Origin of the sequence: Actinomadura soli, assembly GCF_005889715.1 — a bacterium.
Taxonomy (GTDB): Bacteria; Actinomycetota; Actinomycetes; order Streptosporangiales; family Streptosporangiaceae; genus Spirillospora; species Spirillospora soli.
Genome location: NZ_VCKW01000017.1, coordinates 1 through 21,588, shown reverse-complemented (window position 1 = coordinate 21,588; position 21,588 = coordinate 1). Strand labels below are relative to the sequence as shown.

At 69.3% G+C, this 21,588-nt stretch carries 22 protein-coding genes; 10 read left to right on the top strand and 12 right to left on the bottom strand.

Annotation, left to right across the window (positions count from 1 at the left end; genetic code table 11):
* Window positions 1–42: 42 nt before the first annotated feature.
* The 7 genes from nuoI to ETD83_RS05230 all read left to right on the top strand — a co-directional run bounded on the left by nuoI (window position 43) and on the right by ETD83_RS05230 (window position 7,966).
* On the top strand, window positions 43–606 hold the full coding sequence (nuoI, locus tag ETD83_RS05260; protein WP_230420702.1) for an NADH-quinone oxidoreductase subunit NuoI: 564 nt from the start codon (window positions 43–45) through the stop codon (window positions 604–606).
* Complete coding sequence (locus tag ETD83_RS05255; RefSeq protein WP_138643904.1) at window positions 603–1,508, top strand: NADH-quinone oxidoreductase subunit J; 906 nt, start codon at window positions 603–605, stop codon at window positions 1,506–1,508. The genes nuoI and ETD83_RS05255 overlap by 4 nt, the downstream gene beginning before the upstream one ends.
* Complete coding sequence (gene nuoK, locus ETD83_RS05250; RefSeq protein WP_117401203.1) at window positions 1,505–1,804, top strand: NADH-quinone oxidoreductase subunit NuoK; 300 nt, start codon at window positions 1,505–1,507, stop codon at window positions 1,802–1,804. Before ETD83_RS05255 ends, nuoK begins: the two co-directional genes overlap by 4 nt.
* Before the next feature lie 10 nt (window positions 1,805–1,814).
* The gene (gene nuoL, locus ETD83_RS05245; protein ID WP_138643903.1) at window positions 1,815–3,731 is read left to right on the top strand and encodes an NADH-quinone oxidoreductase subunit L; all 1,917 of its coding nucleotides are present in this window, start codon (window positions 1,815–1,817) and stop codon (window positions 3,729–3,731) included.
* Entirely contained in the window at window positions 3,728–5,308 is a 1,581-nt protein-coding gene (locus ETD83_RS05240; protein WP_138643902.1) for an NADH-quinone oxidoreductase subunit M, read from the top strand. The genes nuoL and ETD83_RS05240 overlap by 4 nt, the downstream gene beginning before the upstream one ends.
* Complete coding sequence (gene nuoN / locus ETD83_RS05235) at window positions 5,305–6,918, top strand: NADH-quinone oxidoreductase subunit NuoN (RefSeq protein WP_138643901.1); 1,614 nt, start codon at window positions 5,305–5,307, stop codon at window positions 6,916–6,918. The genes ETD83_RS05240 and nuoN overlap by 4 nt, the downstream gene beginning before the upstream one ends.
* Before the next feature lie 76 nt (window positions 6,919–6,994).
* On the top strand, window positions 6,995–7,966 hold the full coding sequence (locus ETD83_RS05230; RefSeq protein WP_230420700.1) for a polyprenyl synthetase family protein: 972 nt from the start codon (window positions 6,995–6,997) through the stop codon (window positions 7,964–7,966).
* Window positions 7,967–7,972: 6 nt separating this feature from the next.
* Here ETD83_RS05230 and ETD83_RS05225 read toward each other — a convergent pair whose 3' ends face one another.
* The 9 genes from ETD83_RS05225 to rarD form a co-directional block, all read right to left on the bottom strand.
* On the bottom strand, window positions 7,973–8,602 hold the full coding sequence (locus ETD83_RS05225; protein ID WP_138643899.1) for a GTP-binding protein: 630 nt from the start codon (window positions 8,600–8,602) through the stop codon (window positions 7,973–7,975).
* Window positions 8,583–9,026, bottom strand: coding sequence for a DUF742 domain-containing protein (locus ETD83_RS05220; protein WP_138643898.1), 444 nt, complete (start codon window positions 9,024–9,026; stop codon window positions 8,583–8,585). The genes ETD83_RS05225 and ETD83_RS05220 overlap by 20 nt, the downstream gene beginning before the upstream one ends.
* Window positions 9,023–9,445 (bottom strand): roadblock/LC7 domain-containing protein, encoded by a 423-nt coding sequence (locus tag ETD83_RS05215; protein ID WP_138643897.1) that lies wholly within the window; start codon window positions 9,443–9,445, stop codon window positions 9,023–9,025. Before ETD83_RS05215 ends, ETD83_RS05220 begins: the two co-directional genes overlap by 4 nt.
* Window positions 9,442–11,892, bottom strand: coding sequence for a sensor histidine kinase (locus ETD83_RS05210; protein WP_230420695.1), 2,451 nt, complete (start codon window positions 11,890–11,892; stop codon window positions 9,442–9,444). The genes ETD83_RS05215 and ETD83_RS05210 overlap by 4 nt, the downstream gene beginning before the upstream one ends.
* Before the next feature lie 211 nt (window positions 11,893–12,103).
* Window positions 12,104–13,507 (bottom strand): prenyltransferase/squalene oxidase repeat-containing protein, encoded by a 1,404-nt coding sequence (locus ETD83_RS05205; RefSeq protein ID WP_205717505.1) that lies wholly within the window; start codon window positions 13,505–13,507, stop codon window positions 12,104–12,106.
* Between the two features lie 242 nt (window positions 13,508–13,749).
* Window positions 13,750–14,691, bottom strand: a complete 942-nt coding sequence (locus tag ETD83_RS05200; protein WP_138643894.1) for a terpene synthase family protein — start codon at window positions 14,689–14,691, stop codon at window positions 13,750–13,752.
* Complete coding sequence (locus ETD83_RS05195; protein ID WP_138643893.1) at window positions 14,688–16,046, bottom strand: cytochrome P450; 1,359 nt, start codon at window positions 16,044–16,046, stop codon at window positions 14,688–14,690. The genes ETD83_RS05200 and ETD83_RS05195 overlap by 4 nt, the downstream gene beginning before the upstream one ends.
* A gap of 278 nt (window positions 16,047–16,324) precedes the next feature.
* Window positions 16,325–16,681 (bottom strand): hypothetical protein, encoded by a 357-nt coding sequence (locus ETD83_RS05185; RefSeq protein WP_138643892.1) that lies wholly within the window; start codon window positions 16,679–16,681, stop codon window positions 16,325–16,327.
* 51 nt (window positions 16,682–16,732) lie between these two features.
* The gene (gene rarD, locus ETD83_RS05180) at window positions 16,733–17,617 is read right to left on the bottom strand and encodes an EamA family transporter RarD (protein WP_268920414.1); all 885 of its coding nucleotides are present in this window, start codon (window positions 17,615–17,617) and stop codon (window positions 16,733–16,735) included.
* A 75-nt stretch (window positions 17,618–17,692) separates the two neighbouring features.
* On the opposite strand from rarD, the gene msrA reads away from it, so the two are divergent.
* A complete protein-coding gene (gene msrA / locus ETD83_RS05175) occupies window positions 17,693–18,349 on the top strand; it encodes a peptide-methionine (S)-S-oxide reductase MsrA (protein ID WP_138643891.1) in 657 nt (218 codons plus the stop codon).
* Window positions 18,350–18,613: 264 nt separating this feature from the next.
* On the opposite strand, the gene ETD83_RS05170 is transcribed toward msrA, so the two are convergent.
* Both ETD83_RS05170 and ETD83_RS05165 read right to left on the bottom strand, forming a co-directional pair.
* Complete coding sequence (locus ETD83_RS05170) at window positions 18,614–18,808, bottom strand: hypothetical protein (protein ID WP_138643890.1); 195 nt, start codon at window positions 18,806–18,808, stop codon at window positions 18,614–18,616.
* Between the two features lie 338 nt (window positions 18,809–19,146).
* Entirely contained in the window at window positions 19,147–19,422 is a 276-nt protein-coding gene (locus tag ETD83_RS05165; RefSeq protein WP_138643889.1) for a hypothetical protein, read from the bottom strand.
* A gap of 156 nt (window positions 19,423–19,578) precedes the next feature.
* Between ETD83_RS05165 and ETD83_RS05160 the strand changes: the two genes are divergently transcribed.
* Entirely contained in the window at window positions 19,579–20,385 is an 807-nt protein-coding gene (locus ETD83_RS05160) for a helix-turn-helix domain-containing protein (protein WP_138643888.1), read from the top strand.
* Window positions 20,382–20,573 (top strand): DUF397 domain-containing protein, encoded by a 192-nt coding sequence (locus tag ETD83_RS05155; protein ID WP_138643887.1) that lies wholly within the window; start codon window positions 20,382–20,384, stop codon window positions 20,571–20,573. Before ETD83_RS05160 ends, ETD83_RS05155 begins: the two co-directional genes overlap by 4 nt.
* 375 nt (window positions 20,574–20,948) lie before the next feature.
* Here the strand turns inward: ETD83_RS05155 and ETD83_RS05150 are convergent.
* On the bottom strand, window positions 20,949–21,588 hold a 640-nt coding region (locus ETD83_RS05150), incomplete at its 5' end, for a hypothetical protein (protein ID WP_205717504.1).

Here is a 21,588-nt window from a genome sequence, read left to right as displayed (position 1 = left end):
TTCCTGAACCCGGTCAAAGGGTTCGGGGTCTCGTTCCACCAGATGTTCATGAAGAGCGAGACCGTTCAGTACCCCGAGGTGAAGAAGCCGACCGCCCCGCGCTTCCACGGGCGGCACCAGCTCAACCGGTGGCCGGACGGTCTGGAGAAGTGCATCGGCTGCGAGCTGTGCGCCTGGGCGTGCCCCGCCGACGCGATCTTCGTCGAGGGCGCCGACAACGACCCGGACGAGCGGTACTCGCCCGGCGAGCGGTACGGCCGCACCTACCAGATCAACTATCTGCGCTGCATCCTCTGCGGGCTGTGCATCGAGGCGTGCCCGACGCGGGCGCTCACGATGACCAACGAGTACGAGCTCGCCGACGACAGCCGCGAGAGCCTGATCTACACCAAGGAGATGCTGCTGGCGCCGCTGCGCGAGGGCATGGAGGCGCCGCCGCACGAGATGCGGCTCGGCGACACCGAGGAGGACTACTACCGCCTCGGCCTCCAGCCGTCCGACGACGCCCCCACCGTCCCATCCGAGGGCGGCGGCCGGGCGAGTGCCGACCAGGCGGCCAAAGCCGCGAAGCGCGGCAGGTCCCGCAAGGGCGGTGAGGGCAAATGACCTCCGCCCACGTGCTCGCCGCGGAGGTCGCGGACAAGCAGTCGGGTGAGCCGTTCTTCTTCTGGCTGCTGGCCGTCGTCTCGGTGTGCGCCGCGCTCGGCATGATCCTCGTGCGGAAGGCCGTCCACTCGGCGCTGCTGCTGGCGACCGTGATGCTGTCGCTGGCCGCGCTGTACGCGATCCAGAACGCGCCGTTCCTGGCGTTCGTCCAGGTCATCGTGTACACCGGCGCGGTGCTGATGCTGTTCCTGTTCGTGCTGATGCTCGTCGGGGTCAGCTCCACCGACTCGCTGGTGGAGACGATCCGGGGGCAGCGCTTCTGGGCGGTGATCGCCGCGGTCGGGTTCATCGTCCTGCTGACGGTCGGGCTCGGGAACGCCGCGCTGAGCAACGCGGCGGGCCTGGACCAGGCCAACGCGGAGGGCAACCTCGTCGGCCTCGCCCGGCTGCTGTTCTCCAAGTACGTGTTCGCGTTCGAGGTGACCAGCGCGCTGCTGATCACCGCGGCGCTGGGCGCGATGGTGCTGGCGCACCGGGAGCGCACCGAGCCGAAGCCGACGCAGAAGGACCTGTCCAAGGGACGGTTCCTGTCCGGCGACCACCCGGGCCCGCTGCCCGGTCCCGGCACCTACGCCCGGCACAACGCCGTCGACATGCCGGCGCTGCTGCCCGACGGGACGCCGTCCGAGCTGTCGCTCAACCCGGTCATCGCCGCCCGCACCGACACCGCGGAGCGGCATCCCGACCTGTACGGCGGGACCGAGGTGGAGGCCCTCGAGCGGGACGTCCGCGCGGTGAAGGCCGCCACGGAGGAGGCGAAGGACGCCGACGCCGAGGGCCGCGCCGTCAAGTCCGCGTCGCCCGCCTCGGGCAGTGAGCGTCAAGGGGAGGCTGGTCAATGAGTCCGGGGCACTACCTGGCGCTCTCGGCGATCCTGTTCACCATCGGTGCGCTCGGCGTCCTCGTACGCCGCAACGCGATCGTGGTGTTCATGTGCGTCGAGCTCATGCTGAACGCGACGAACCTTGCGTTCGTGTCGTTCTCCCGCATGCACGGCAACCTGGACGGCCAGATCATCGCCTTCTTCGTGATGGTGGTGGCCGCGGCGGAGGTCGTGGTCGGCCTGGCGATCATCATGACCGTCTTCCGGACCCGCAGGTCGTCGTCGGTGGACGACGTGAACCTGCTGAAGTACTGAGAGGCCGGAAATGAAAGCGGAAGGCATCCAGGCCGCGTCCTGGCTCCTCATCGCGCTCCCGCTCGCGGGCGCCGCGGTCCTCCTGCTCGGGGGCCGGCGCACCGACAGGTGGGGGCATCTGCTCGGCGTCACCATGTCGGTGGCGTCGTTCGCGGTGGGCGCGGCGATGTTCGTCCAGATGCTCGGGTATGAGGCGGAGGAACGGCGCCGCACCCGGCACCTATGGGACTTCATCGACGTCGGCGCGTTCAAGATCGGCATGGACCTGCTGGTGGACCCGCTGTCCATCAGCTTCGTCCTGCTGATCACCGGCGTCGGGTCGCTGATCCACATCTACTCCATCGGCTACATGGCCGAAGATCCTGAGCGCCGCAAGTTCTTCGCGTACCTGAACCTGTTCGTCGCGGCGATGCTGCTGCTGGTGCTCGGCGACAACTTCATCGTCATGTTCCTCGGCTGGGAGGGCGTGGGCCTCGCCTCGTACCTGCTGATCGGGTTCTGGCAGTACAAGCCGACCGCCGCGACCGCGGCGAAGAAGGCGTTCGTCGTCAACCGCGTCGGCGACATGGGGCTGATCATCGCGATCGCGCTGATGTTCGCCACGTTCGGGACGGTCGGCTACGGCCCGATCCTCGGCACCGGCGCCGAGCACGTGGGCCTCGCGTCCGAGCTCGGCACCGGCACCGCCACCGCGATCGGGCTGCTGCTCCTGCTCGGCGCGTGCGGCAAGTCGGCGCAGCTCCCGCTCCAGTCCTGGCTGCTGGACGCGATGGAGGGCCCGACCCCCGTGTCGGCCCTCATCCACGCCGCGACGATGGTGACCGCCGGCGTGTACCTGATCGTCCGGGCCGGGCCGATCTTCGAGATGTCCGACACCGCGCAGCTCGTCGTGACGATCGTCGGCGCGGCCACGCTGCTGTTCGGTGCGATCATCGGGTGCGGCAAGGACGACATCAAGAAGGCCCTCGCCGGGTCGACGATGTCGCAGATCGGCTACATGCACCTCGCCGCGGGCCTCGGCAAGGCCGGTTACGTCTTCGCCATCGCGCACCTCATCGCGCACGGCTTCTTCAAGGCGGGCCTGTTCCTCGGCGCCGGATCCGTCATGCACGGCATGAAGGACGACGTGAACATGCGCCACTACGGCGCGCTCCGCTCGGTGATGATCATCACCTACGCCACGTTCGGGCTCGGCTACCTCGCCATCATCGGCTTCCCGGGCCTGTCCGGCTGGTTCACCAAGGACGGCATCATCGAGGTCGCGTTCGACAAGGGCGGCACGTCCGGGATGATCCTCGGCTCCTGCGCGCTGGTCGGCGCCGGGATCACCGCGTACTACATGTCGCGGGTCATGTTCATGACGTTCTTCGGCGAGAAGCGCTGGGCGGACGACGCGCACCCGCACGAGTCCCCGGCCGTCATGACCTGGCCGCTGATCCTGCTGGCGGTCGGCTCGGTCGGCGCGGGCGGGTTCCTCGTCCTCGGCGGGTTCGCCGACTTCCTCGAACCGGTCGTCGGAGCGCCCGAGCACGCGCACGAGTTCAAGCCGCTCGCCCCGGCCGGCATCGCCACCTTCGTCCTGATGGTCATCGGCGCGGCGATCGCGTGGCGGCAGTACGGCAGCCGGAAGGTGCCGCGCGAGGCGCCGAAGGGCTCGTTCGTCACCGTCGCCGCCCGCAAGGACCTGTACGGCGACGCGCTGAACGAGTCGCTGCTGATGCGTCCCGGCCAGTGGCTGACCCGGCTCGCGGTCTGGTTCGACGGCCGCGGCGTCGACGGCGCCGTCAACGGCACCGCCGCCGGGATCGGCGGGACGTCCGGCCGGTTCCGCCGCGTCCAGACCGGCTTCGCCCGTTCGTACGCCCTATCCATGTTCTGCGGCGCCGCCCTCGTGGTGGCCGCCCTGCTGGCGGTGAATGTCTCGTGAACGACTTTCCCTGGCTGAGCGTCCTCATCGCGCTGCCACTGGTGGGCGCGGTGCTGCTCAGCGTCATCCCGCGCGAGCGGGAGACGCTGGTCAAGCAGTTCGCGCTCGGCGTCTCCCTCGTCGTCGCGGTCCTCGCCGGTGTCATGGCGGCCGGGTTCGACGCCGACGGCGCCCGCTTCCAGTACGACGAGAAGTACTGGTGGATCAAGGAGTTCGGCGTCCACTGGGCGGTCGGCGTCGACGGCGTCGCGCTCGTGCTGATCCTGCTGTCGGTGATCCTCGTCCCGCTGGTCATGCTGGCGTCCTGGACGGAGGCCGACCGGTCCGGCGGCGTGGACGTCCCCGCCAAGCGCTCGGTGAAGACGTACTTCGCGCTGCTGCTGTCCCTCGAAGCGGCCATGATCGGCGTGTTCGCCGCGACCGACGTGTTCCTCTTCTACGTCTTCTTCGAGGCGATGCTCATCCCGGTGTACTTCATCATCGGGTACTACGGCGGCGCGCAGCGCTCCTACGCCGCGGTGAAGTTCCTGCTGTACTCGCTGCTCGGCGGGCTGCTGATGCTCGTCGCGGTGATCTGGCTGTACCCGCTGTCGAGCAAGCCGGCATCCGAGGGCGGCCTCGGGCACGGCACGTTCATGTTCGACGAGCTGTCGAAGATGAACATCGACCCGACGACCGCGAAATGGCTGTTCCTCGGCTTCTTCGTCGCGTTCGCGATCAAGGCGCCGATGGTCCCGGTGCACACCTGGCTCCCGGACGCGGCGCAGCAGTCCCCGCCCGGCGCGCTGGTGCTGATCGTCGGCGTCCTCGACAAGGTCGGTACGTACGGGATGCTGCGGTTCTGCCTGGAGCTGTTCCCCGGCGCGGCCAAGTGGGCGACCCCGGTCGTGCTCGGGCTCGCGGTGCTCAGCATCATCTACGGCGCGGTCCTCGCGATCGGGCAGGTCGACCTGAAGCGGCTCATCGCCTACACGTCGGTGTCGCACTTCGGGTTCATCGTGCTCGGCATCTTCGCGATGACGTCGCAGGGCCAGTCCGGCGCGACGCTTTACATGGTGAACCACGGGTTCTCCACCGGCGCGCTGTTCCTGGTCATCGGCTTCATGATCGTCCGGCGGCGGTCGGCGCGGATCTCCGACTACGGCGGCGTGCAGAAGGCGGCGCCCGTCCTCGCCGGGACGTTCCTCGTCGCGGGCCTGTCCGGCCTCTCGCTGCCCGGCCTGTCCACGTTCGTCTCGGAGTTCCTGGTCATCGTCGGGACGTTCGACCGCTACAAGTGGGCCGGTGCGCTCGCCGTCAGCGGCGTCGTCCTCGCGGCGATCTACATCCTCTGGATGTACCAGCGGACCATGGGCGGCCCGAAGGCCCCGGCCGTCGAGGGCATGAAGGACCTGAACGCCCGCGAGAAGTGGGCCGTCGCCCCGATCATCGCGATCATCGTGGCGATGGGCGTCTTCCCCCAGCCGGTGCTGAACGTGATCAACCCTTCGGTGAAGGAGACGCTGGTGCGGGTCGACAAGCACGACCCGGCGCCGGACATCACCGGTAACGTCGCCGAGAACGGAGTCCGTCCATGAACACCGGCGGTCAAGGGACTGCGCTGGATCAAGCAAGCGTGATCCTGGCCCAGGGGGGTGACATCCCCGCGCCGCACATCGAGTACGGGCAGCTCGCCCCGATGCTGCTGGTCTTCGGCGTGGCCGTGGCGGGGGTGCTGGTCGAGGCGTTCGTCGGCCGCACGTGGCGCTACTACCTGCAGGTGCCGCTCGCGTTCCTCGGCCTCGCCGGAGGCTTCGCGTTGACGGCGGCGCTGGCGTGGCGCGACGACCCGCACCACGTCGCCGCGGAGGGCGCGCTCGGCGTCGACGGCCCGACCCTGTTCCTGCAGGGGACCATCCTGGTGCTGGCGCTCGTCAGCCTTCTGCTGATCGCCGAGCGCGGCGACGGACGGGCCGGAGCGGTCGGCGGGCATTTCGCCGCGCAGGCGTCCGCGCTGCCGGGCAGCGAGGCCGAGCAGCGCGTGACCCAGGCGGGCGTCATCCAGACCGAGGTCTTCCCGCTGATGATGTTCGCCGTCGGCGGCATGCTGATGTTCCCGGCGGCGAACGACCTGCTCACGATGTTCGTCGCGCTGGAGGTGCTGTCGCTGCCGCTGTACCTGCTGTGCGGGCTCGCCCGCCGGCGGCGGCTGCTGTCGCAGGAGGCGGCGGTCAAGTACTTCCTGCTCGGCGCGTTCTCCTCGGCGTTCTTCCTGTACGGCGCCGCGCTGCTGTACGGCTACGCCGGGTCGGTGCGGCTGTCGGACATCTCCGCGCAGATCGGCAAGGACGCCGGCAACGAGACGCTGCTCCTCGCCGGGGTCGCGCTGCTGTCGGTGGGGCTGCTGTTCAAGCTCGGCGGCGTCCCGTTCCACATGTGGAAGCCGGACGTGTACCAGGGCGCCCCGACGCCGATCACCGCGCTGATGGCGTCCTGCACGGTCGTGTCCGCGTTCGGCGCGATCCTGCGCGTCTACTACGTCGTGTTCGAGACCCTCGAATGGGACTGGCGCCCGTTCATGTGGGGTGTGGCCATTCTCACCATGGCCATCGGGTCGATCATCGCGATCACGCAGACCGACATCAAGCGGATGCTGGCGTACTCGTCCATCGCGCACGCGGGCTTCCTGCTCTTGGGCGTGATCGCGTCCTCGGCCGACGGCCTGTCCAGCACCCTGTTCTACCTGCTCGCCTACGGGTTCACGTCCGTCGGCGCGTTCGCCGTCGTCACGATGGTGCGGGACGCGGGCGGCGAGGCGGGCCACCTGTCGCGGTGGGCGGGGCTCGGGAAGCGGTCCCCGGTCGTCGCGGGCGTGTTCGCCTTCTTCCTGCTGGCGTTCGCGGGCATCCCGCTGACCAGCGGGTTCACCGGGAAGTTCGCGGTGTTCAAGGCGGCCGTGGAGGAGGGCGCGACGCCGCTGGTCGTCGTCGCGGTCATCTCGTCCGCCGTGGCCGCGTTCTTCTACGTCCGTGTGATCGTCGTCATGTTCTTCAGCGAACCGGACGCGGACGGGCCGGTGGTGATCGCCGGGCCGGCGACCGCGGTCGCGGTCGCGCTCGGCGCGACGGCTACTGTGGTACTCGGCGTGCTCCCACAGCCCATTCTGGACCTTGCGGGACAAGCCACGACCCACATGTTCGTCCGGTAGGGAGTCCTGGGTGAGCAACCCTTCCACCGAGAAACCCGGCGGGCCGGCCACCGAGTCCGGCCCGTTCGGGCTTTCCATCGACGCGGCTCTCGCGGCCGACGCCAAGGAGCGCCTCGCCGCCGTCGAGGCCCTCCTCCTCGACTGCGTCCGCGGCGAGGACCCGCTGCTCTCCGACGCCTCCAAGCACCTCGTCGAGGCGGGCGGCAAGCGGTTCCGGCCGATGCTGGTGCTGCTCGCCTCCCACTTTGGCGACCCGTCCGCGCCGGGCGTCATCCCCGCCGCGGTCGTGGTGGAGCTGACGCACCTCGGCACCCTTTACCACGACGACGTGATGGACGAGGCGACCGTCCGCCGCGGCCAGCAGTCCGCCAACTCCCGCTGGACGAACACCGTCGCGATCCTCACCGGCGACTACCTGTTCGCCCGCGCGTCCGACCTGCTCGCCGACCTCGGTCCGGACGCCGTCCGGATCCAGGCCCGCGCGTTCGGACGGCTCGTCCGCGGCCAGATCCAGGAGACCGTCGGCCCGCGTCCCGGGGCCGACCAGCTGGAGCACTACCTCCAGGTCGTGGCCGACAAGACCGGCTCCCTGATCGCCGTGTCCGGCCATTTCGGTGCCCTGCTCGCGGGCGCCGCGCCGCACGTCGTGCGGACGGTCACGTCCGCGTGCGAGAAGATCGGCGTGGCGTTCCAGCTGTCCGACGACATCCTGGACATCGCGTCCGAGACGGAGGAGTCGGGCAAGACTCCCGGCACCGACCTCCGCGAGGGCATCCGGACCCTGCCGATGCACCACGTCCTCGCCGGGATCGGCTCGGGCCCGGACGACGAACGCCTCCGCGCGCTCCTCGTCCAGGACCTCTCCGACGACGCGCTCCACGCCGAGGCCCTCGTGCTGCTGCGCGCCCACCCCGCCATGGACCGCGCCCGCGCCGACCTCCGCCGCTGGGCCGGGGACGCCCGCGCCGAGCTCCTCACCCTCCCGGACATCCCCGCCCGCGACGCCCTCGTCCACCTCTGCGACTACGTCGTCTCAAGGACGGGCTGACGCCGCCTAGGCGTTCTGCGGCTGGGCTTCCTCGCTGAGGCCGCGGTACTTCATGGCGTGCAGGACGAGGTCGATGAGGACCTCCTTGCACGAGTCGAGCCGGCGGGCGTCGCAGAGCATCACCGGAACCCTGGGCCCCAGGTTCAGGGCCATCTGGATCTCCGCGAGGTCGTAACGCTTGGCGCCCTCGAAGCAGTTGACGGCGACGACGAACGGCGTCTTGCGGCGCTCGAAGTAGTCGACCGACGGGAAGCAGTCCGACAGGCGCCGCGTGTCGGCGAGGACGACGGCGCCGAGGGCGCCGAGCGCGACCTCGTCCCACATGAACCAGAAGCGCTTCTGGCCGGGGGTGCCGAAGAGGTAGAGGACGTACTCGTCCCGCATGGTGATGCGGCCGAAGTCCATCGCGACCGTGGTGGTGTCCTTGCGTTCGACGCCCTCGACGTCGTCCACGCCGACGCCGCGGTCGGTGAGGAGTTCCTCGGTGCGCAGTGGCTGGGTCTCGGAGACCGTGCCCACCATGGTGGTCTTGCCGACCCCGAAGCCGCCCGCGATAACGATCTTGACCGCGGTGGGGAGCCGGCGAGCGCGAACACCCCCTGCCGGGGTGTTGCGCCTAGAGGGCCCGGAGACCATCGATCACCGCCTTGTAGATCCTGATGTCGTGCATGTCCGCCTCCGGTTCGGGTTCCTGCAGGGAGACGAACCCCTTGTCGAGCAGATCGCCGAGCATCACCCGCACCGTCGCGACGGGAAGGTCGAGGTGGCCGGTGATCTCGGCGACCGACATCACGGTCTGGCAGAGCCGGATGATGGCCAGATGCTCGGGCCCGAGCCCGATCGTGGTGTCGGGTTCCACGCCGACCGCGACCACCAGCGTGATCAGGTCGAACGTCCCCCGGGACGGCTCGGTGCGGCCGCTCGTCATCACGTACGGGCGCACCATCGGGCCGGCGCCCTCGTCGAGCCAGCGCTCCGCGGCGTCCGGCTCGGGCGGCGCGGGCGGGCGCGGTGGGTCCTCCGCCCAGAAATCGGGCGAGGGGCCGTCGGGGGGCATCATGCGGGACGCCCCTCCGCGCCCTCGGTACGGGCCGGGGACGTGAGATGGTGGCCCATCGCCGTCACGAGCATGGCCATCTCGTAGGCGGTGAGGCCCACGTCGGCGTCCTCCTCGGCCAGGACCGCGAGGCAGGCGCCCTTGCCGGCCACCGTGACCAGCAGGTACGCCGACTGCATCTCGACGATCGTCTGCCGGACGGGCCCGCCGCCGAACCGGGTGCCGGCGCCCTTGGCGAGGCTCTGGATCCCGGCGGCGACGGCGGCGAGATGCTCGCCGTCGTCCTGTGTCACGCCCTCGGAGGAGGCCATGAGCAGGCCGTCCGCCGACAGGACGACCGCGCTCCGGGCGTGCGGCAGCCGGTGGACGAGGTCGTCCAGCAACCAGCCCAGATCGGATGAGGAACCGGTCTTCTGCGTCACTGATCTTCCTCGCCTTCCGCTGCGTTGGTGCCGAGGATCTTGTCGCGCTGTTCGGTCGGGGCGGCCTGTCCGGCCGGGACGGCCTGTTCGGTCTGGGCGGCGTCCGTGCGGCCCTGCTGGGTGCCGCGCTGGTAGGCGCCCATGATCCGCTGGATCTCTTCGGGGGAGCGGCCGGGGTCGTCGTGCTCGTCCGGCTCGTCGGCGGCGACCGGTTCGTCGCCGCGGAGGGGCTCGGCGAGGTTCGCCTGCGGAACCCGGACGGGCAGGCCGGACGGTGTGAGGGAGATGTCGGGCACGGGTGGCTGGTCCTCTGGCCGGGGATGGGAGTCCTCCGCCTCGGGCCGCGGGCCGGCGTCGTCGTGCCGGGCGGGCCGGTCCGCCAGGGGCTCACCGGCGGTGGCCTGCCCGTCCGGTTCGCGCGCGCCATCGGGGCTCTCCCCGCCGGACGGCAGCGGAGCCGGCTCGCGCCGGGGCGGCGGCACCGCCATCAGCGCGGGCTGCGGGCCCGTGCCGGAGGCGGCGCCGATCGCGGCGGGCCGGCGCACTTCCAGGCCGTTCTTGGTGGTGGCCGCCCCGACGGGCGCCGGGCTCTGCTCGACGACGAGGTCCCGGGGGATGACGACGACGGCGGTGGTGCCGCCGTAGGCGGAGCGCTTGAGCGAGACCTGCACGTTGTACCGCTCGGCGAGCCGGCTCACCACGAACAGGCCGAGCTGGACGGAGCTCTGCAGGTTGAAGTCGGGCGGGTCGGCGATCCGCTCGTTGATCTCGGTGAGCTTGTCGTCGGTCATGCCGAGCCCGCGGTCCTCGATGTCGATGGCGTAGCCGCTGGCCACGAGATGCCCGCCGACCTGCACGACGGTCTCGGGCGGGGAGAACGACACGGCGTTCTCGATCAGCTCGGCGAGCAGGTGGGTGAGGTCGCCGACGGCGCGTCCGGCCAGCTCGACCGGCCCGAACGGCAGCACGGTGACGCGGGTGTAGTCCTCGACCTCGCCGACCGCGGCGCGCACGACGTCCACCATCGGGACCGAGTTGCGCCATCCGCGGGCGGGCAGCGCGCCGGACAGCACGATGAGGTTCTCGGCGTTGCGCCGCATGCGGGTCGCGAGGTGGTCGAGCTTGAACAGCTCCTCCAGCTCCTTGACCTCGATGTCGCGGCGGCGCTCCATGGTGTCGAGCATGGTCAGCTGCCGGTGCACGAGCGTCTGGGTGCGGCGGGCCAGGCTGAGCAGGACGTCCCGGACGCCGCGCCGCAGCTCGGCCTGCTCGACGGCGGTGCGGATCGCGGTCTCCTGGACGGCGTTGAACGCGTGCCCCACCTGCCCGATCTCGTCGCCGCCGAACTCCAGCGGCGGCGCCTCGACCGCGACGTCCACCGTCTCCCCGTGCCCGAGCCGTTCGACGACCCCGGGCAGCCGCTGCTCCGCCAGCTCCCACGCCGCGCTCCGCAGCCGCTCCAGCTGCCGCACCAGCGCACGCGCGGTGGTGATCGACACGACGACGGACGCGATGACCGCCAGCAACCCGAGCCCCCCGGCCAGCAGCAACCGCACGATCACCCCGATCGCCACCGGCTTGGCGCGTTCGACCACGTGGTCGCCGCCCGCCTGGACCAGCTCATCGTGCTGCGCCAGGACGGGTTCCACGGCGGCCCGCCACTCGCCCGCGCTGATCGGAACTCTCGTGGTGGCCCGCGACTTGTTCAGGACCCGCTCTTCGAGCAACTGGAGGCGTCGGTTCTCGTTCCCGGCGCGGAAGCGCTCGTAGGCTCCCCGGTCGGTGTCGGGCAACTCGGCCACCGCCTCGTCGAAGAAGAAGCGCTGGGCGCCGACGAGCCTGCCGAACTCGATCGCCTCGGGACCGGTGAGGTGGCCGGTGGCCATGGCGCCGGCGAGGAGGGCGTCCTCGCGGGAGAGCACCTCGCGGGCCCTGGTCAGGTCGATGAGGGTGCGGCTGTCACGGGCGATGTTCTCGTCGTCCAAGCTCGCGCTGGAGCGGAAGATGCGGAACGTGGAGTCGATGATGGCGTTGAAGTTCTGCGATGCCCGGGCGCGGTCCGTGTCGGCGTCGATCGTGCGCCGACTCGCCGGGAGGGTGTCCAGCCGGTTCAGGGTGTCCTTGATCCGTTTCCAGCCGAGATCGCTCGCCGCGGACTTCACGTCGTCGCCGCTCGCAAGCCGGCGGAAACGGTCCACCACCTGGTCGGTGCGCGCGCGTTGCCCGTCCAGCGCGGCCCGCTGCTGCCCGCTCGGACGCCCAAGGAACACCAGGCTGGCGCGCCGCTCGTTCTGCAGGGCGGTGATCAGATCGGAGCCGGGGCGGCCCGTGTTCGTGTCGAGCGTGCTGAGGGTGAGCAGGTTGAGCCCGTCGCGCAGGGTGACCCACGCGGCGAAGCCCCAGAGCGCCGCCAGCGACAGCAGCAGCGCTGTGATCTTGATTCGCACACGTGAATTGCGCAAGCGCATATGACCTGCCCAGGAGAATAGAAAGCCTCCCGGACTTTCCAGGGGGGCTGGAGTCCAGGGCGCCCGACTTGTGAAGGGCATGCCGGAAACGGGCTACGTTTCCGGCCAGAGTAGAACTTTAGCAACGCTGCCATATCCACTCAAGGTGAATCCTGACGACAAATCGGACTAGATGTCCGATTTGACCGCTTCACGCGGTTCGATGCTGAACGGAATCACCGGTTCCGGTGGAGAGCCGGCGCTCGGGCAGGTGGAGGGCCGCGAGGATGACGGCTTCGACCACCGCCGCGGGCAGGTAGAGATCCTTGTCATGCCACAGCGCCGGATGCCGCGCCGCCTCTGCGGACTGGAGCAGTCTGCGGTTTCCAGCCGTCAACGCGCGTTTCGTCGCGTCATCGGCCGGGGTCCCGGCGAGCGACAATATCTGGATGGCGTAGGCGGTCTCTTCGGCGGTGCCGCTCCAGGTGCCCCACGAGCCGTCCGGACGCTGAGTGGCCAGCACCCAGCGGACCGCACGGGCCACCGCCTCCCGTGCGATGTCGCCGCCGAAGTCGGAAAGCGCCAGCGCGCAGCATGCCGTCGCGTAGTAAGGCGAGGCGTGCCATCTGTCGCGCCAACTGCCGTCCATGTGTTGTCGATCACAAAGCCAGGACGAAATCTTTCGCACGGACATGGCCGCGCGTTGAACAGTCCGGGGATTGGCGGTGGACGCCCCCTGGGAAACGTCCTCGAGATATTGCCCGAAAGCGTCGAGGATGTGAGCGTTCACGCTGGTCGAATGACCGTCTTCTCCGGGCCATGTACAAAAATGGCTCTCGGTCTCGTACCGCCATAGCGCGTCCGGCGTCCGCTTGACGCCGAGCAGGGAAAGCGTGTACAAGGCCACGGCCGTGGTGTCGGCGTCGGCGGGCAGCCCGGCGGCCGCCGGGCTGCCGTCCGGGCCCACGGCGGCCGCCAGCTCGGCTGCCAGTCCGGCGGGCACCACCGGGGAGAGCCCCGCCCGAAGCAGGCTGCTGATCACCCAGGTGCGCTCGAAGAGCGTGATGGGGATTCCGCACGGAACCGGACCGCCGTGGCGTTCCACGACCGTCTCCAGGAAGCGGCGGGCAGGATGACCGGGGTCGATCGGGCCGCGTTCGCCGAGCCATGCGGCGGTGGCGGCCGGCGCCGCGCCGATCGCGCCGGTCGGGGCGGGCGTGGCACCGGGCGCGCCGGACGCGGCCGGACCCGCCACCTCCAGTGCGTGGAAGAGCTTCACCTGCAGGGGCAGGCCCGCGTTCAGCGCGGCCAGCATGGCGTCCAGCCGCCTGCGGTCGATTCCGGCGGGCAGGGGAGGCGGCGCCCAGTGGGCCGCCGGTTCGACGTCCGCGGACGGCGCGTCCCGCAGCGCATCCAAGCGCTTTCCGATCGAGCCGACGAGCGAGGCCGTGATCAGGTCCACCGCGGGCGTGTCCGGGACGTCGCTCGCGTCGAGGTCGGCGACCAGCCGGGCCAGCGCGCCCAGCGCACGGTCGGCCGAGCGCGCCAGAACCGCGAGGCTGACGCCGTCCGGCCGACGCTCCAGTGCGCTGAGGACCGCGTCGGTCGCGCTCAACGTGGGGACGAGCCCGTATCCGCCGGGCCTGCACCATCCGCCGTCCGTCCGCTGGTTGGCGAGGAGGTAGGCGACGCGGCCCACATGCCCGGTGAGCCATGGCGCGACGGCCACCAGCCGCGCGGTCTCGTAGACCGACGGCGAGACCCGTCCCCAGGGCTCGCGGACGAGTCCGTCGATCAGTTCGTTGGCTTTGGTCTCGTAGCGGCAGGGCGTGGTACCCGATGACGGAACGTGCACGGTCACAGCGCACCCCAGTAGTCGGTGATTCCGTAGAAGCCGGTGCTGTATCCGATCTGCCGTTCTAAGTAGTCGACCTGGGTGGGGCACACATCTCGCAGCGGCCGGAGGGACTCGCGGCAGTCGTCGACGATCGAGGTGATGCGAGCGGCCACTGTGGACCGGTCCACACCGAGCATCAGGCAGTTGAGGTCACCCCAGGAGACGTCTCGCTCGTAGGTGGCCAGATCGTTGAGGAGCCGCAGGACGCACTGCACCTTTTCGCTGATCTTCCACAGCGCGCCGAGATGGGCGAGTGTGGGATCGTCGCCGGTGAAGATCCAGTGGGCGATGTTGACCAGCGAAGACCCGAAATTGTCGGCATTGGCCACGTACTGCTCGAACGTGAGCCGGGCGGCGCCGCCGCTCCCGCGGTGGGCCCCGTCCGCCTTCCAATCCCACTCCAGGGCCATCGCGGTCAGATAGCGCCGGAGCTGGTCCCGCCACGCCCACCGGTGGGCGTCGAACGCCGGCACGGTCGCGAGGTCGGCCTGAATGTCGGCGAGGCAGCGCGCGAGCTCGGCGCCCGGCGTGCCGGGCTCCGCCGCCTTCCGGACGCGGCCGTCGGCGTCCGCCACCGCGAGGCAGTCGCGCGTCACCGCGTCTATCTCGTCGCGCGTCTTCGCGACGTAGTCCACGATCCAGTCGGCGGCGAACACCCAGAGCGAGGCGCGGACGGCGATCCGGAGCCGGTCCGCCGACTCCCATGGCGCGCCGAACGCGTTGGCGAGCGCCACCGTGCCGTACAGCCGGGCGTCGAAGGGACGGGCGGAGAAGAGGACGGGATAGGACTCCGCCCATTCCTGCAGGTCGCGCTGGCAGTCCGCCGCGAGCGCGGCGGTCCTCCCGGCCTCCAGCGCGCGCTGGATCTCGTCCTCGACTGAGGACGTCTTCGGACCGTTCACCGGTGGCTCGCCGGATTCAGGACGATGTCGACCCGCTCCCTCGGGATCAGCGTCAGCCTCACCTGCGGCCGGACCGGGCTCTCGTTCTGCACGACCGGACGGAATCCCTGCAGCAGCGTCGACGCGATCAGGTGGGCCTCGACGGTGAAGAAGAGCGTCCCCACGCACTGGTGGGGACCGGCGCCGAACGCCATGTACGCGAACCGGTGGCGGCCCTTCGACCGGGTGGGGGAGAACCGGTCGGGATCGAAGACCTCGGGGTCCGGCCACACGTCCGCGACCCGGTGGGTCAGGTAAGGGCTGATCACGATCGTGCTGCCGCCCTTGATCCTGACCCCGTCGATCACGTCGTCGTCGACGGACGTGCGGGGGATGATCCAGCCGACGGAGTACATCCGGAGCAGTTCCTGGATGACCATCTTGGTGTACTGGAGGCGCGGCAGGTGCGTCCGGTCCGGCCTGTCCTGCCCCAGCACGGCGTCGATCTCGGCGTAGACCTTGTCCGCGACCGCAGGGTGCTCCTTCAGCACCACCCAGAGCCAGGTGAGGGCCGTCGCCGTGGTCTCCGTCCCCGCGGTGAACATCGCCACGACGCCGTCGCGCACCTGCTGGTCGTTCAGCCGGCGGCCCTGTTCGTCCCTGGTCTCGATCAACATGGAGACGATGTCGCGCTCGGCGAGCTCGCCCCGGCGCGCCTCTTCGACCAACGGGAAGATGACCTCGTCGACCGACCGGACCGCGGCCTGGAACGCCCGGTCGCCCGGAAGCGGGACGGAGAGCGGGACGAACGGCATCAGCATCCGGAAGCCGATCGACCTCGTCGCCGTCCTGATCGCGTCGGCCAGGTGGTCCGCCTCGTCGAGAGAGATCCGGTTGCCGAAGAAGACGCGGATGATGGCGCGCTGCACGATGCGGGTCATCTCGGCCTGGGAATCCCCCGGCCGTCCGGCGAGCCGCCCGGTCAGCTCGTCGACGGCCTCCGCGATCGTCCGGGCCATCTCGCCGGTGACCGAGGCGATGTTGGGGCCTGACATCAGGCGCTGGAAGATGCCCCGGTTGAGCGCCCATTCCGGGCCCTCGCCCGCGATGCCGCCCACCAGACGGGTGAGCGGTTTCCACATCATGCCTTCGCGGGGGTAGTTCTCCGCGTTGTCCCGCAAGACTCGTTGGACGTGCTCGGGGCGCGTCACGAGATAGGGCCGGGAGACACCGAGGTTCACCCTGACGATCTCGCCGCTCGCCTCACTTCCCAGCCTCTCGAATGTCTCCAGCGGCTCCCGCATCAGGCCTGGTAGGTGGCGGAGCGACAGCGTCCGTGCCCGGCGGGCGGACCTGGCGTCGACCTCGGCAGTCATTCTCGACCCCTTGTGCCGGTTGACGAGCTCTCGTCGTTCTTTGGGGGAAGCGGGGGGCGCGAAGGATCGAATGTGCGGTTTGTTCGGCGATGGGCTATCTGGGCGTTTTAGGGGGAGTATCACATGATCAATTAACGGATACAAGTGTCATGGGGGTAGGAAATACCCTTTTGTCAGTGACCTGGCTCACTTTGCAAGCAGAATGACATATTGGTCAGAGCTCTCTGACAATTCCAATGGCTCGCCGGGCCTCCGGGAACGCCGCTGCCGCCGCCTCGTCAGCGGACGTGCTTCGCGGCCGGAAGCAGACCGGGCCAGGGCCGCCGTTCGGCCACCGTGAACTGGCCCTTCATCGTGTCGCCTCCGCACCGCGCGACGACCGTGTACGTGCGGGGCTCCGTGTCTCTCTCGACGGTCGCCGTGCCGTCCTTGGCCGGCTCGGTGAACGCCTCGGACGTCACCTCGTGCCCGGGCTCCGCGCAGCGGGGGACCGAGACGTCGACCCGCTGACCTGGACGCACCACATCAGGGTCGACCAGGACCGCCTCGCCGTCCGTCACATCACCGGTGGCCGGGGCGAGCATGCCCGCGGCGATGAGGGCCGTCCCCAGGAAGATGACGCTGACCAGCCGCAACGGGAGCTCCCTCAGATCCGGGCGCGTATGACGTCCGGCACTTTAGCCTCCCTAGGCGGTCTCGGGGAGCGGTTCGCGGCGGGCGGCGTGCAGACCGTCCAAAGTCAGCATCACCAGCGCGAGCCACACCAGCAGGAAGCCCGCCCAGCGGCTGGACGGCATCTCCTCGTGCTGGACGAACACCCCGATGGCGAACTGCAGCAAAGGGGCCAGATACTGCAGCATGCCGATGACGGTCAGCGGCAGCCTGATCGCCGCCGCGTTGAAGAACATCATCGGAACCGCGGTCACGACGCCCGCCGCGGCCAGCAGAACGGCCTGCCCGATGCCGTGATGCCCGAACGTCCCCTCGCCCTGCCCCTCCAGCATGATCAGGAACCCCAGGGCGGGCAGGAACAGCACGGCCGTCTCGACCGCGAGGCTCTCCGCCGACGGCATGTCGACGTACTTCTTGATCAGCCCGTACGTCCCGAACGCGAACGCCAGCACCAGCGCGATCCACGGAGGACGCCCGTAGTCGACGGTCAGCACGACCACAGCCAGCGCGCCCACCCCGACCGCGCACCACTGCCACATCCGCAGCCGCTCCCGGAAAATGACGACACCGAACAGCACACTGATCAGCGGGTTGATGAAGTACCCCAGGGCGGCCTCGATCGTCTGCCCGCTGTTGACGGCGTAGATATAGGTGCCCCAGTTGGCGGTGACCACCACCGCCGCCAGCGCCAGCAGCGCGCACTGCCGGACGGTCAGCGTCCTGACCCACCGCAGGCTCCGCCGCGCGGCGAGCACCACGCCGACCGCGACCAGCGACCACATGATCCGATGCGCGAGGATCTCGACCGCACCGGCGGGCTTCAGCAGCGGCCAGTACAGCGGGAACAATCCCCACATCACATACGCCGCGGCCCCGAAGCCGATCCCCCGCTTCACCACGAAAGCAACCTACCAGGACGTAATTAGTCAAGAAGTTCGACGCTCATGACTCCGGCGGCGAGCTAACCTGAGGGCATGTTCGGCTTCGCGAAGACCCAGATGGTCACTCCGGAGAAGGCGCTCCCCGGCAGGGACGAGCCCATCCCGGTCCCGCCGCGCCACGAGGTCCTCAACGCCCCGCTCGCACCGCCCTTCCCGGACGGCGCCGAGATCGCCGAGTTCGCCCTCGGCTGCTTCTGGGGCGCCGAACGCAAGTTCTGGCAGACCCCCGGCGTCCTCTCCACCGCCGCCGGCTACGAGGGCGGCTACACCCCGAACCCCACCTACGAAGAGGTCTGCAGCGGCCACACCGGCCACGCCGAGGCCGTCCGCGTCGTCTACGACCCCGCCAAGGTCACCTACGACGACCTGCTCCGCGTCTTCTGGGAGTCCCACGACCCCACCCAGGGCATGCGCCAGGGCAACGACGTCGGCACCCAGTACCGCTCGGCCATCTTCTACCGCACCGCCGACCAGCAAAAGGCCGCCGAGGCGTCCCGAGACGCCTACCAGCCCGTCCTCACCAAGGCCGGCTACGGCCAGATCACCACCGAGGTAACCCCCGCCACCGACTTCTACTACGCCGAGGACTACCACCAGCAGTATCTTTCAAGCAATAAAAACCCGAACGGCTACTGCGGCCTCGGCGGCACTGGCTTGAGTTGCCCTGTGGGCGTCGCTCGGGCTGAATAGAGGCTGACTGACCTGCTGGAACGGCCGTCAGGCCGCGTGCGTGTCGAGCACTTCGCGTACTTCGGGATGTCTCGGTGCGGCTCCAGCCGGTAGGTAAGGGACGGGCAGCCTTCAAACTCTGACCTGCTTGACTCGGTCTGGCACACCGACTGAGCGACGCGGCGTTGCCTCCCGGTGAGGACGCGCGGCGGACTGCCCGGGGGGTCTGTAGTCCGTCATCGTGTGCCCCCTTCGCGCGGGCCTACCTCCCGCGCGGTCCTCCCCCTACCTGGACGGCTCCGGCGGGGAACTCGGCTCTACCTCGTCGAGCACGGCCGAGAGCTTGAGGTAGGCGGCGATGCTGATCGCGTCTACCGTCCCCGGAAGCATGCCGTGGTCCCTCATCGCCTCGCGGAATGCGGCGGACACGAGTTCGACCAGTCCCGCGCGCTCGTTAGCGGGGTTCGGGGTCTCTGTCACGCTGCCGTCCTTCTCTGATGTGGTTGGCCCGGTCACCACTGCTCTGGACCGAACCTGGGGCGAACGTGGCTGGGAACGCCGTGAATCACGTTGCGGGGCTGCTCCGTACGTTGGCGAGGTTGCGGACGGCGCTCGCGGGCGCTTCCGTGTCCTCCTCCTCTGGTGGGCGGCTGCCCGGCGGCGTGCCGACCGCGCTGGGGGTGCTCTACGCCGTGTGGCCCACAGGGCTCCCATGAGGAGGCCGAAAACCAAGAACGCGACGGCGACGACTCCGAACGCGGCCGTCATGCGAACCAGTTCGCCCGGGTCACCCGACGTCGTGAACGTGCTGGTGGCGATCACGGCCGACATATCTGTCCCCGCATCACCAGCTCGTGACGGATCACGGCGAGCGTCCCGGCGACGTCCTCAATCGCAATGATCGGGCGGTGGTCGGTCGTCCGTGCGAAGTACGGGAACCCACCGTGGAGGATCACCGTCACGTCGGTCGCGTGGCCCGAACGGGCATGGCCGATCCTGGCGGACATCTCGCCGTCAGGGCGGAGGATGTCGCCCGTGAGGTCGCCGGTGTCGTTCGCGGCTGCGGCGAGTTTGATGACGTGCTCTCGCCTCACCTCCGGATGGATCGCAGGTCGGGCGCTTTCTCCGGTCTCGGGGCACATGGCCCTCCTCACCTCACAGGGCAGATTTCTGTTTGGCGCTGCAAGTCTGCGCCGTGAAGGGTTAACGTTTCTACGTTCGCGGAACGTCGGAAACGTACGGAGCGGAACATGGCAGAACCCGAAGGTCTCGACCCGGACAGATCGTTATGGGACTACATCGCCATTGAAGTGCGCAGACTGCGTCAGGTGCGCGGGCTGTCCGGGAACAAGCTCGCCGAGCAACTCGGATGCGATCGTTCGTACGTTTCCCGGGTTGAAAACGGACGTCTGCACCTCTCCCGGGGCTACGCCGAAAGGCTGGATGCCCTCTGGGACACGACCTTTGCCCGGCTCGTCCGATTGGCGGAGACGAGCGACGACGGCGACTGGTTCACAGGGCTCACGGACCACGAAGCTCGTGCCACACGGCATCGCATGTGGGCCGCGCTGCTGGTCCCCGGCCTGCTCCAGACTCCGGAGTACACGCGGGCCCTCTTGTCCGCAGGAGTGGACCGAAATGTGGAGGCGGACCTAGAGGCGCGGCGAGCCCGGCAGGCCGTGGTGTGGGAACGTCCCGAACCACCGCTAGTGAGCGTCATCTTCAGTTGGGCTGTCCTTGCGCAACCCGTGGGCGGCTCGGACGTGATGCGGGCACAGATTTCGCACCTGCTGGAGCTGGCGGAAGCGCCGCACATCTCCATCCGTGTCCTGGAGGCGTCCAACGGAGCGCACAACGGGCTGGACGGATCGTTCCGGCTCCTGACCGTGGGAGACAGGGAAGTAGCGTTCACAGACGCCCCCGAACGGGGACGACTCGTGACCACCCCTACGGACGTCATGAAGTACGCAGTACGCTACGACCGACTTAGCGACATAGCGGCACCTGTCGGCACGTCGCGAACCATCCTCAACGGGAGCATGGAGACCTATCAATGACCGAGTGGCGCAAGTCGTCCCGCAGCGGCACGGGCTCGCAGTCCGACTGTGTGGAGATGGCGACCCTCCCCGGCGCGGTCGGCATACGCGACAGCAAGAACCCGGATGGGCCGAGGTTCGCTCTCTCCGCATCCGCCGCACATGCGTTCCTGACCCGCATCAAGCGCGGGGACCTGCCCAAGGCGTAACCCGCACATCATGGCCCCGTTCCGGCTCTGTCCTGGGACGGGGCCTAGCTACGTCTGCCGGATCGTGAATGGTCGTCCCCGTGATGGCGTGAGGGCCGCGGCTTCCCCTTCGCGCTGGCCTGGGCGGGCCGGGCGATGGCCGTAGGCCACCCCTTGGGGCGACCGGAGGGAGTCAGCCGAACAACGAAGCGGGCGATGAGGACCAAGTGGAAGAACAGGCCTCCGGCCTAGTCGCCATCACGTTGCGAACCCTCGTAGGGGCGATGGGGACCCGCCGACCCGTCCGCGCTCTATGACCTCGGGGTGGTCAAGTTGCGAACCCTTGTAGGGGCGATGAGGACGTGGAGGTTGGCGACGTCGTCCGTTTGTAGGGGGTCAGGCTGCTGTCGTGACCGAGACTAGGACCATCGCAATGGTCACGGCCAATACGACGCTGGCGATCGCGAACGCGATCCGGTAGGGATGCCGTTCGATCCACGACACCAGGCCCGGATACGTCTTGGTGAATTCCTTGGCGCTGCCGAAGTAATCGGGTCCGCTGCACGGCACGTCGAGCATCTGGACCAGTCGGTCAACTTCCTCGCGCTTGTAGTAGTCGACGCCCACTCTGATGAGCAGCTTGCCGTGTGCATCGAGTAGGAACAGGCTTTCGTTGGCCCCCTCGGCACCTGGATGGTTGCGCGCACCGCCTTTGCGACGCGCGAGCGTGACCGGCGCTGCCGGATGAACGGCCCCCGCACGACGATCTCGTGCGAGGTCAGGGTGATGCGGGAGGTAAGGAAGGCCATTGCCCCCAGGACGATCAAAAACGGCCCAGAAGGCGGCCACGATCGGGGCGAACACGGTCGGGGCGCCGCCGATCAGGATCGCGGCGACCGTGGCCGCGCCGCCCAATCCCAGGGCGGCCAGCACGATCAGTCCTGTCCTGAGACCTGGCCGCAGTTCGAGGGTCGCCTGAGCATCACGCACGCGGACTTCGCCAGGCCGTCGAGAGGGCGCCGCATCGCTGGCAGGC

Coding starts and splice junctions, on each gene's coding strand:
- ETD83_RS05225 (WP_138643899.1), bottom strand. CDS start 8,602: ATGGTCTCCGGGCCCTCTAGGCGCAACACCCCGGCAGGGGGTGTTCGC.
- nuoL (WP_138643903.1), top strand. CDS start 1,815: ATGAAAGCGGAAGGCATCCAGGCCGCGTCCTGGCTCCTCATCGCGCTC.
- nuoI (WP_230420702.1), top strand. CDS start 43: ATGTTCATGAAGAGCGAGACCGTTCAGTACCCCGAGGTGAAGAAGCCG.
- ETD83_RS05195 (WP_138643893.1), bottom strand. CDS start 16,046: ATGACTGCCGAGGTCGACGCCAGGTCCGCCCGCCGGGCACGGACGCTG.
- ETD83_RS05155 (WP_138643887.1), top strand. CDS start 20,382: ATGACCGAGTGGCGCAAGTCGTCCCGCAGCGGCACGGGCTCGCAGTCC.
- msrA (WP_138643891.1), top strand. CDS start 17,693: ATGTTCGGCTTCGCGAAGACCCAGATGGTCACTCCGGAGAAGGCGCTC.
- nuoK (WP_117401203.1), top strand. CDS start 1,505: ATGAGTCCGGGGCACTACCTGGCGCTCTCGGCGATCCTGTTCACCATC.
- ETD83_RS05160 (WP_138643888.1), top strand. CDS start 19,579: ATGGCAGAACCCGAAGGTCTCGACCCGGACAGATCGTTATGGGACTAC.
- nuoN (WP_138643901.1), top strand. CDS start 5,305: ATGAACACCGGCGGTCAAGGGACTGCGCTGGATCAAGCAAGCGTGATC.
- ETD83_RS05220 (WP_138643898.1), bottom strand. CDS start 9,026: ATGATGCCCCCCGACGGCCCCTCGCCCGATTTCTGGGCGGAGGACCCA.
- ETD83_RS05255 (WP_138643904.1), top strand. CDS start 603: ATGACCTCCGCCCACGTGCTCGCCGCGGAGGTCGCGGACAAGCAGTCG.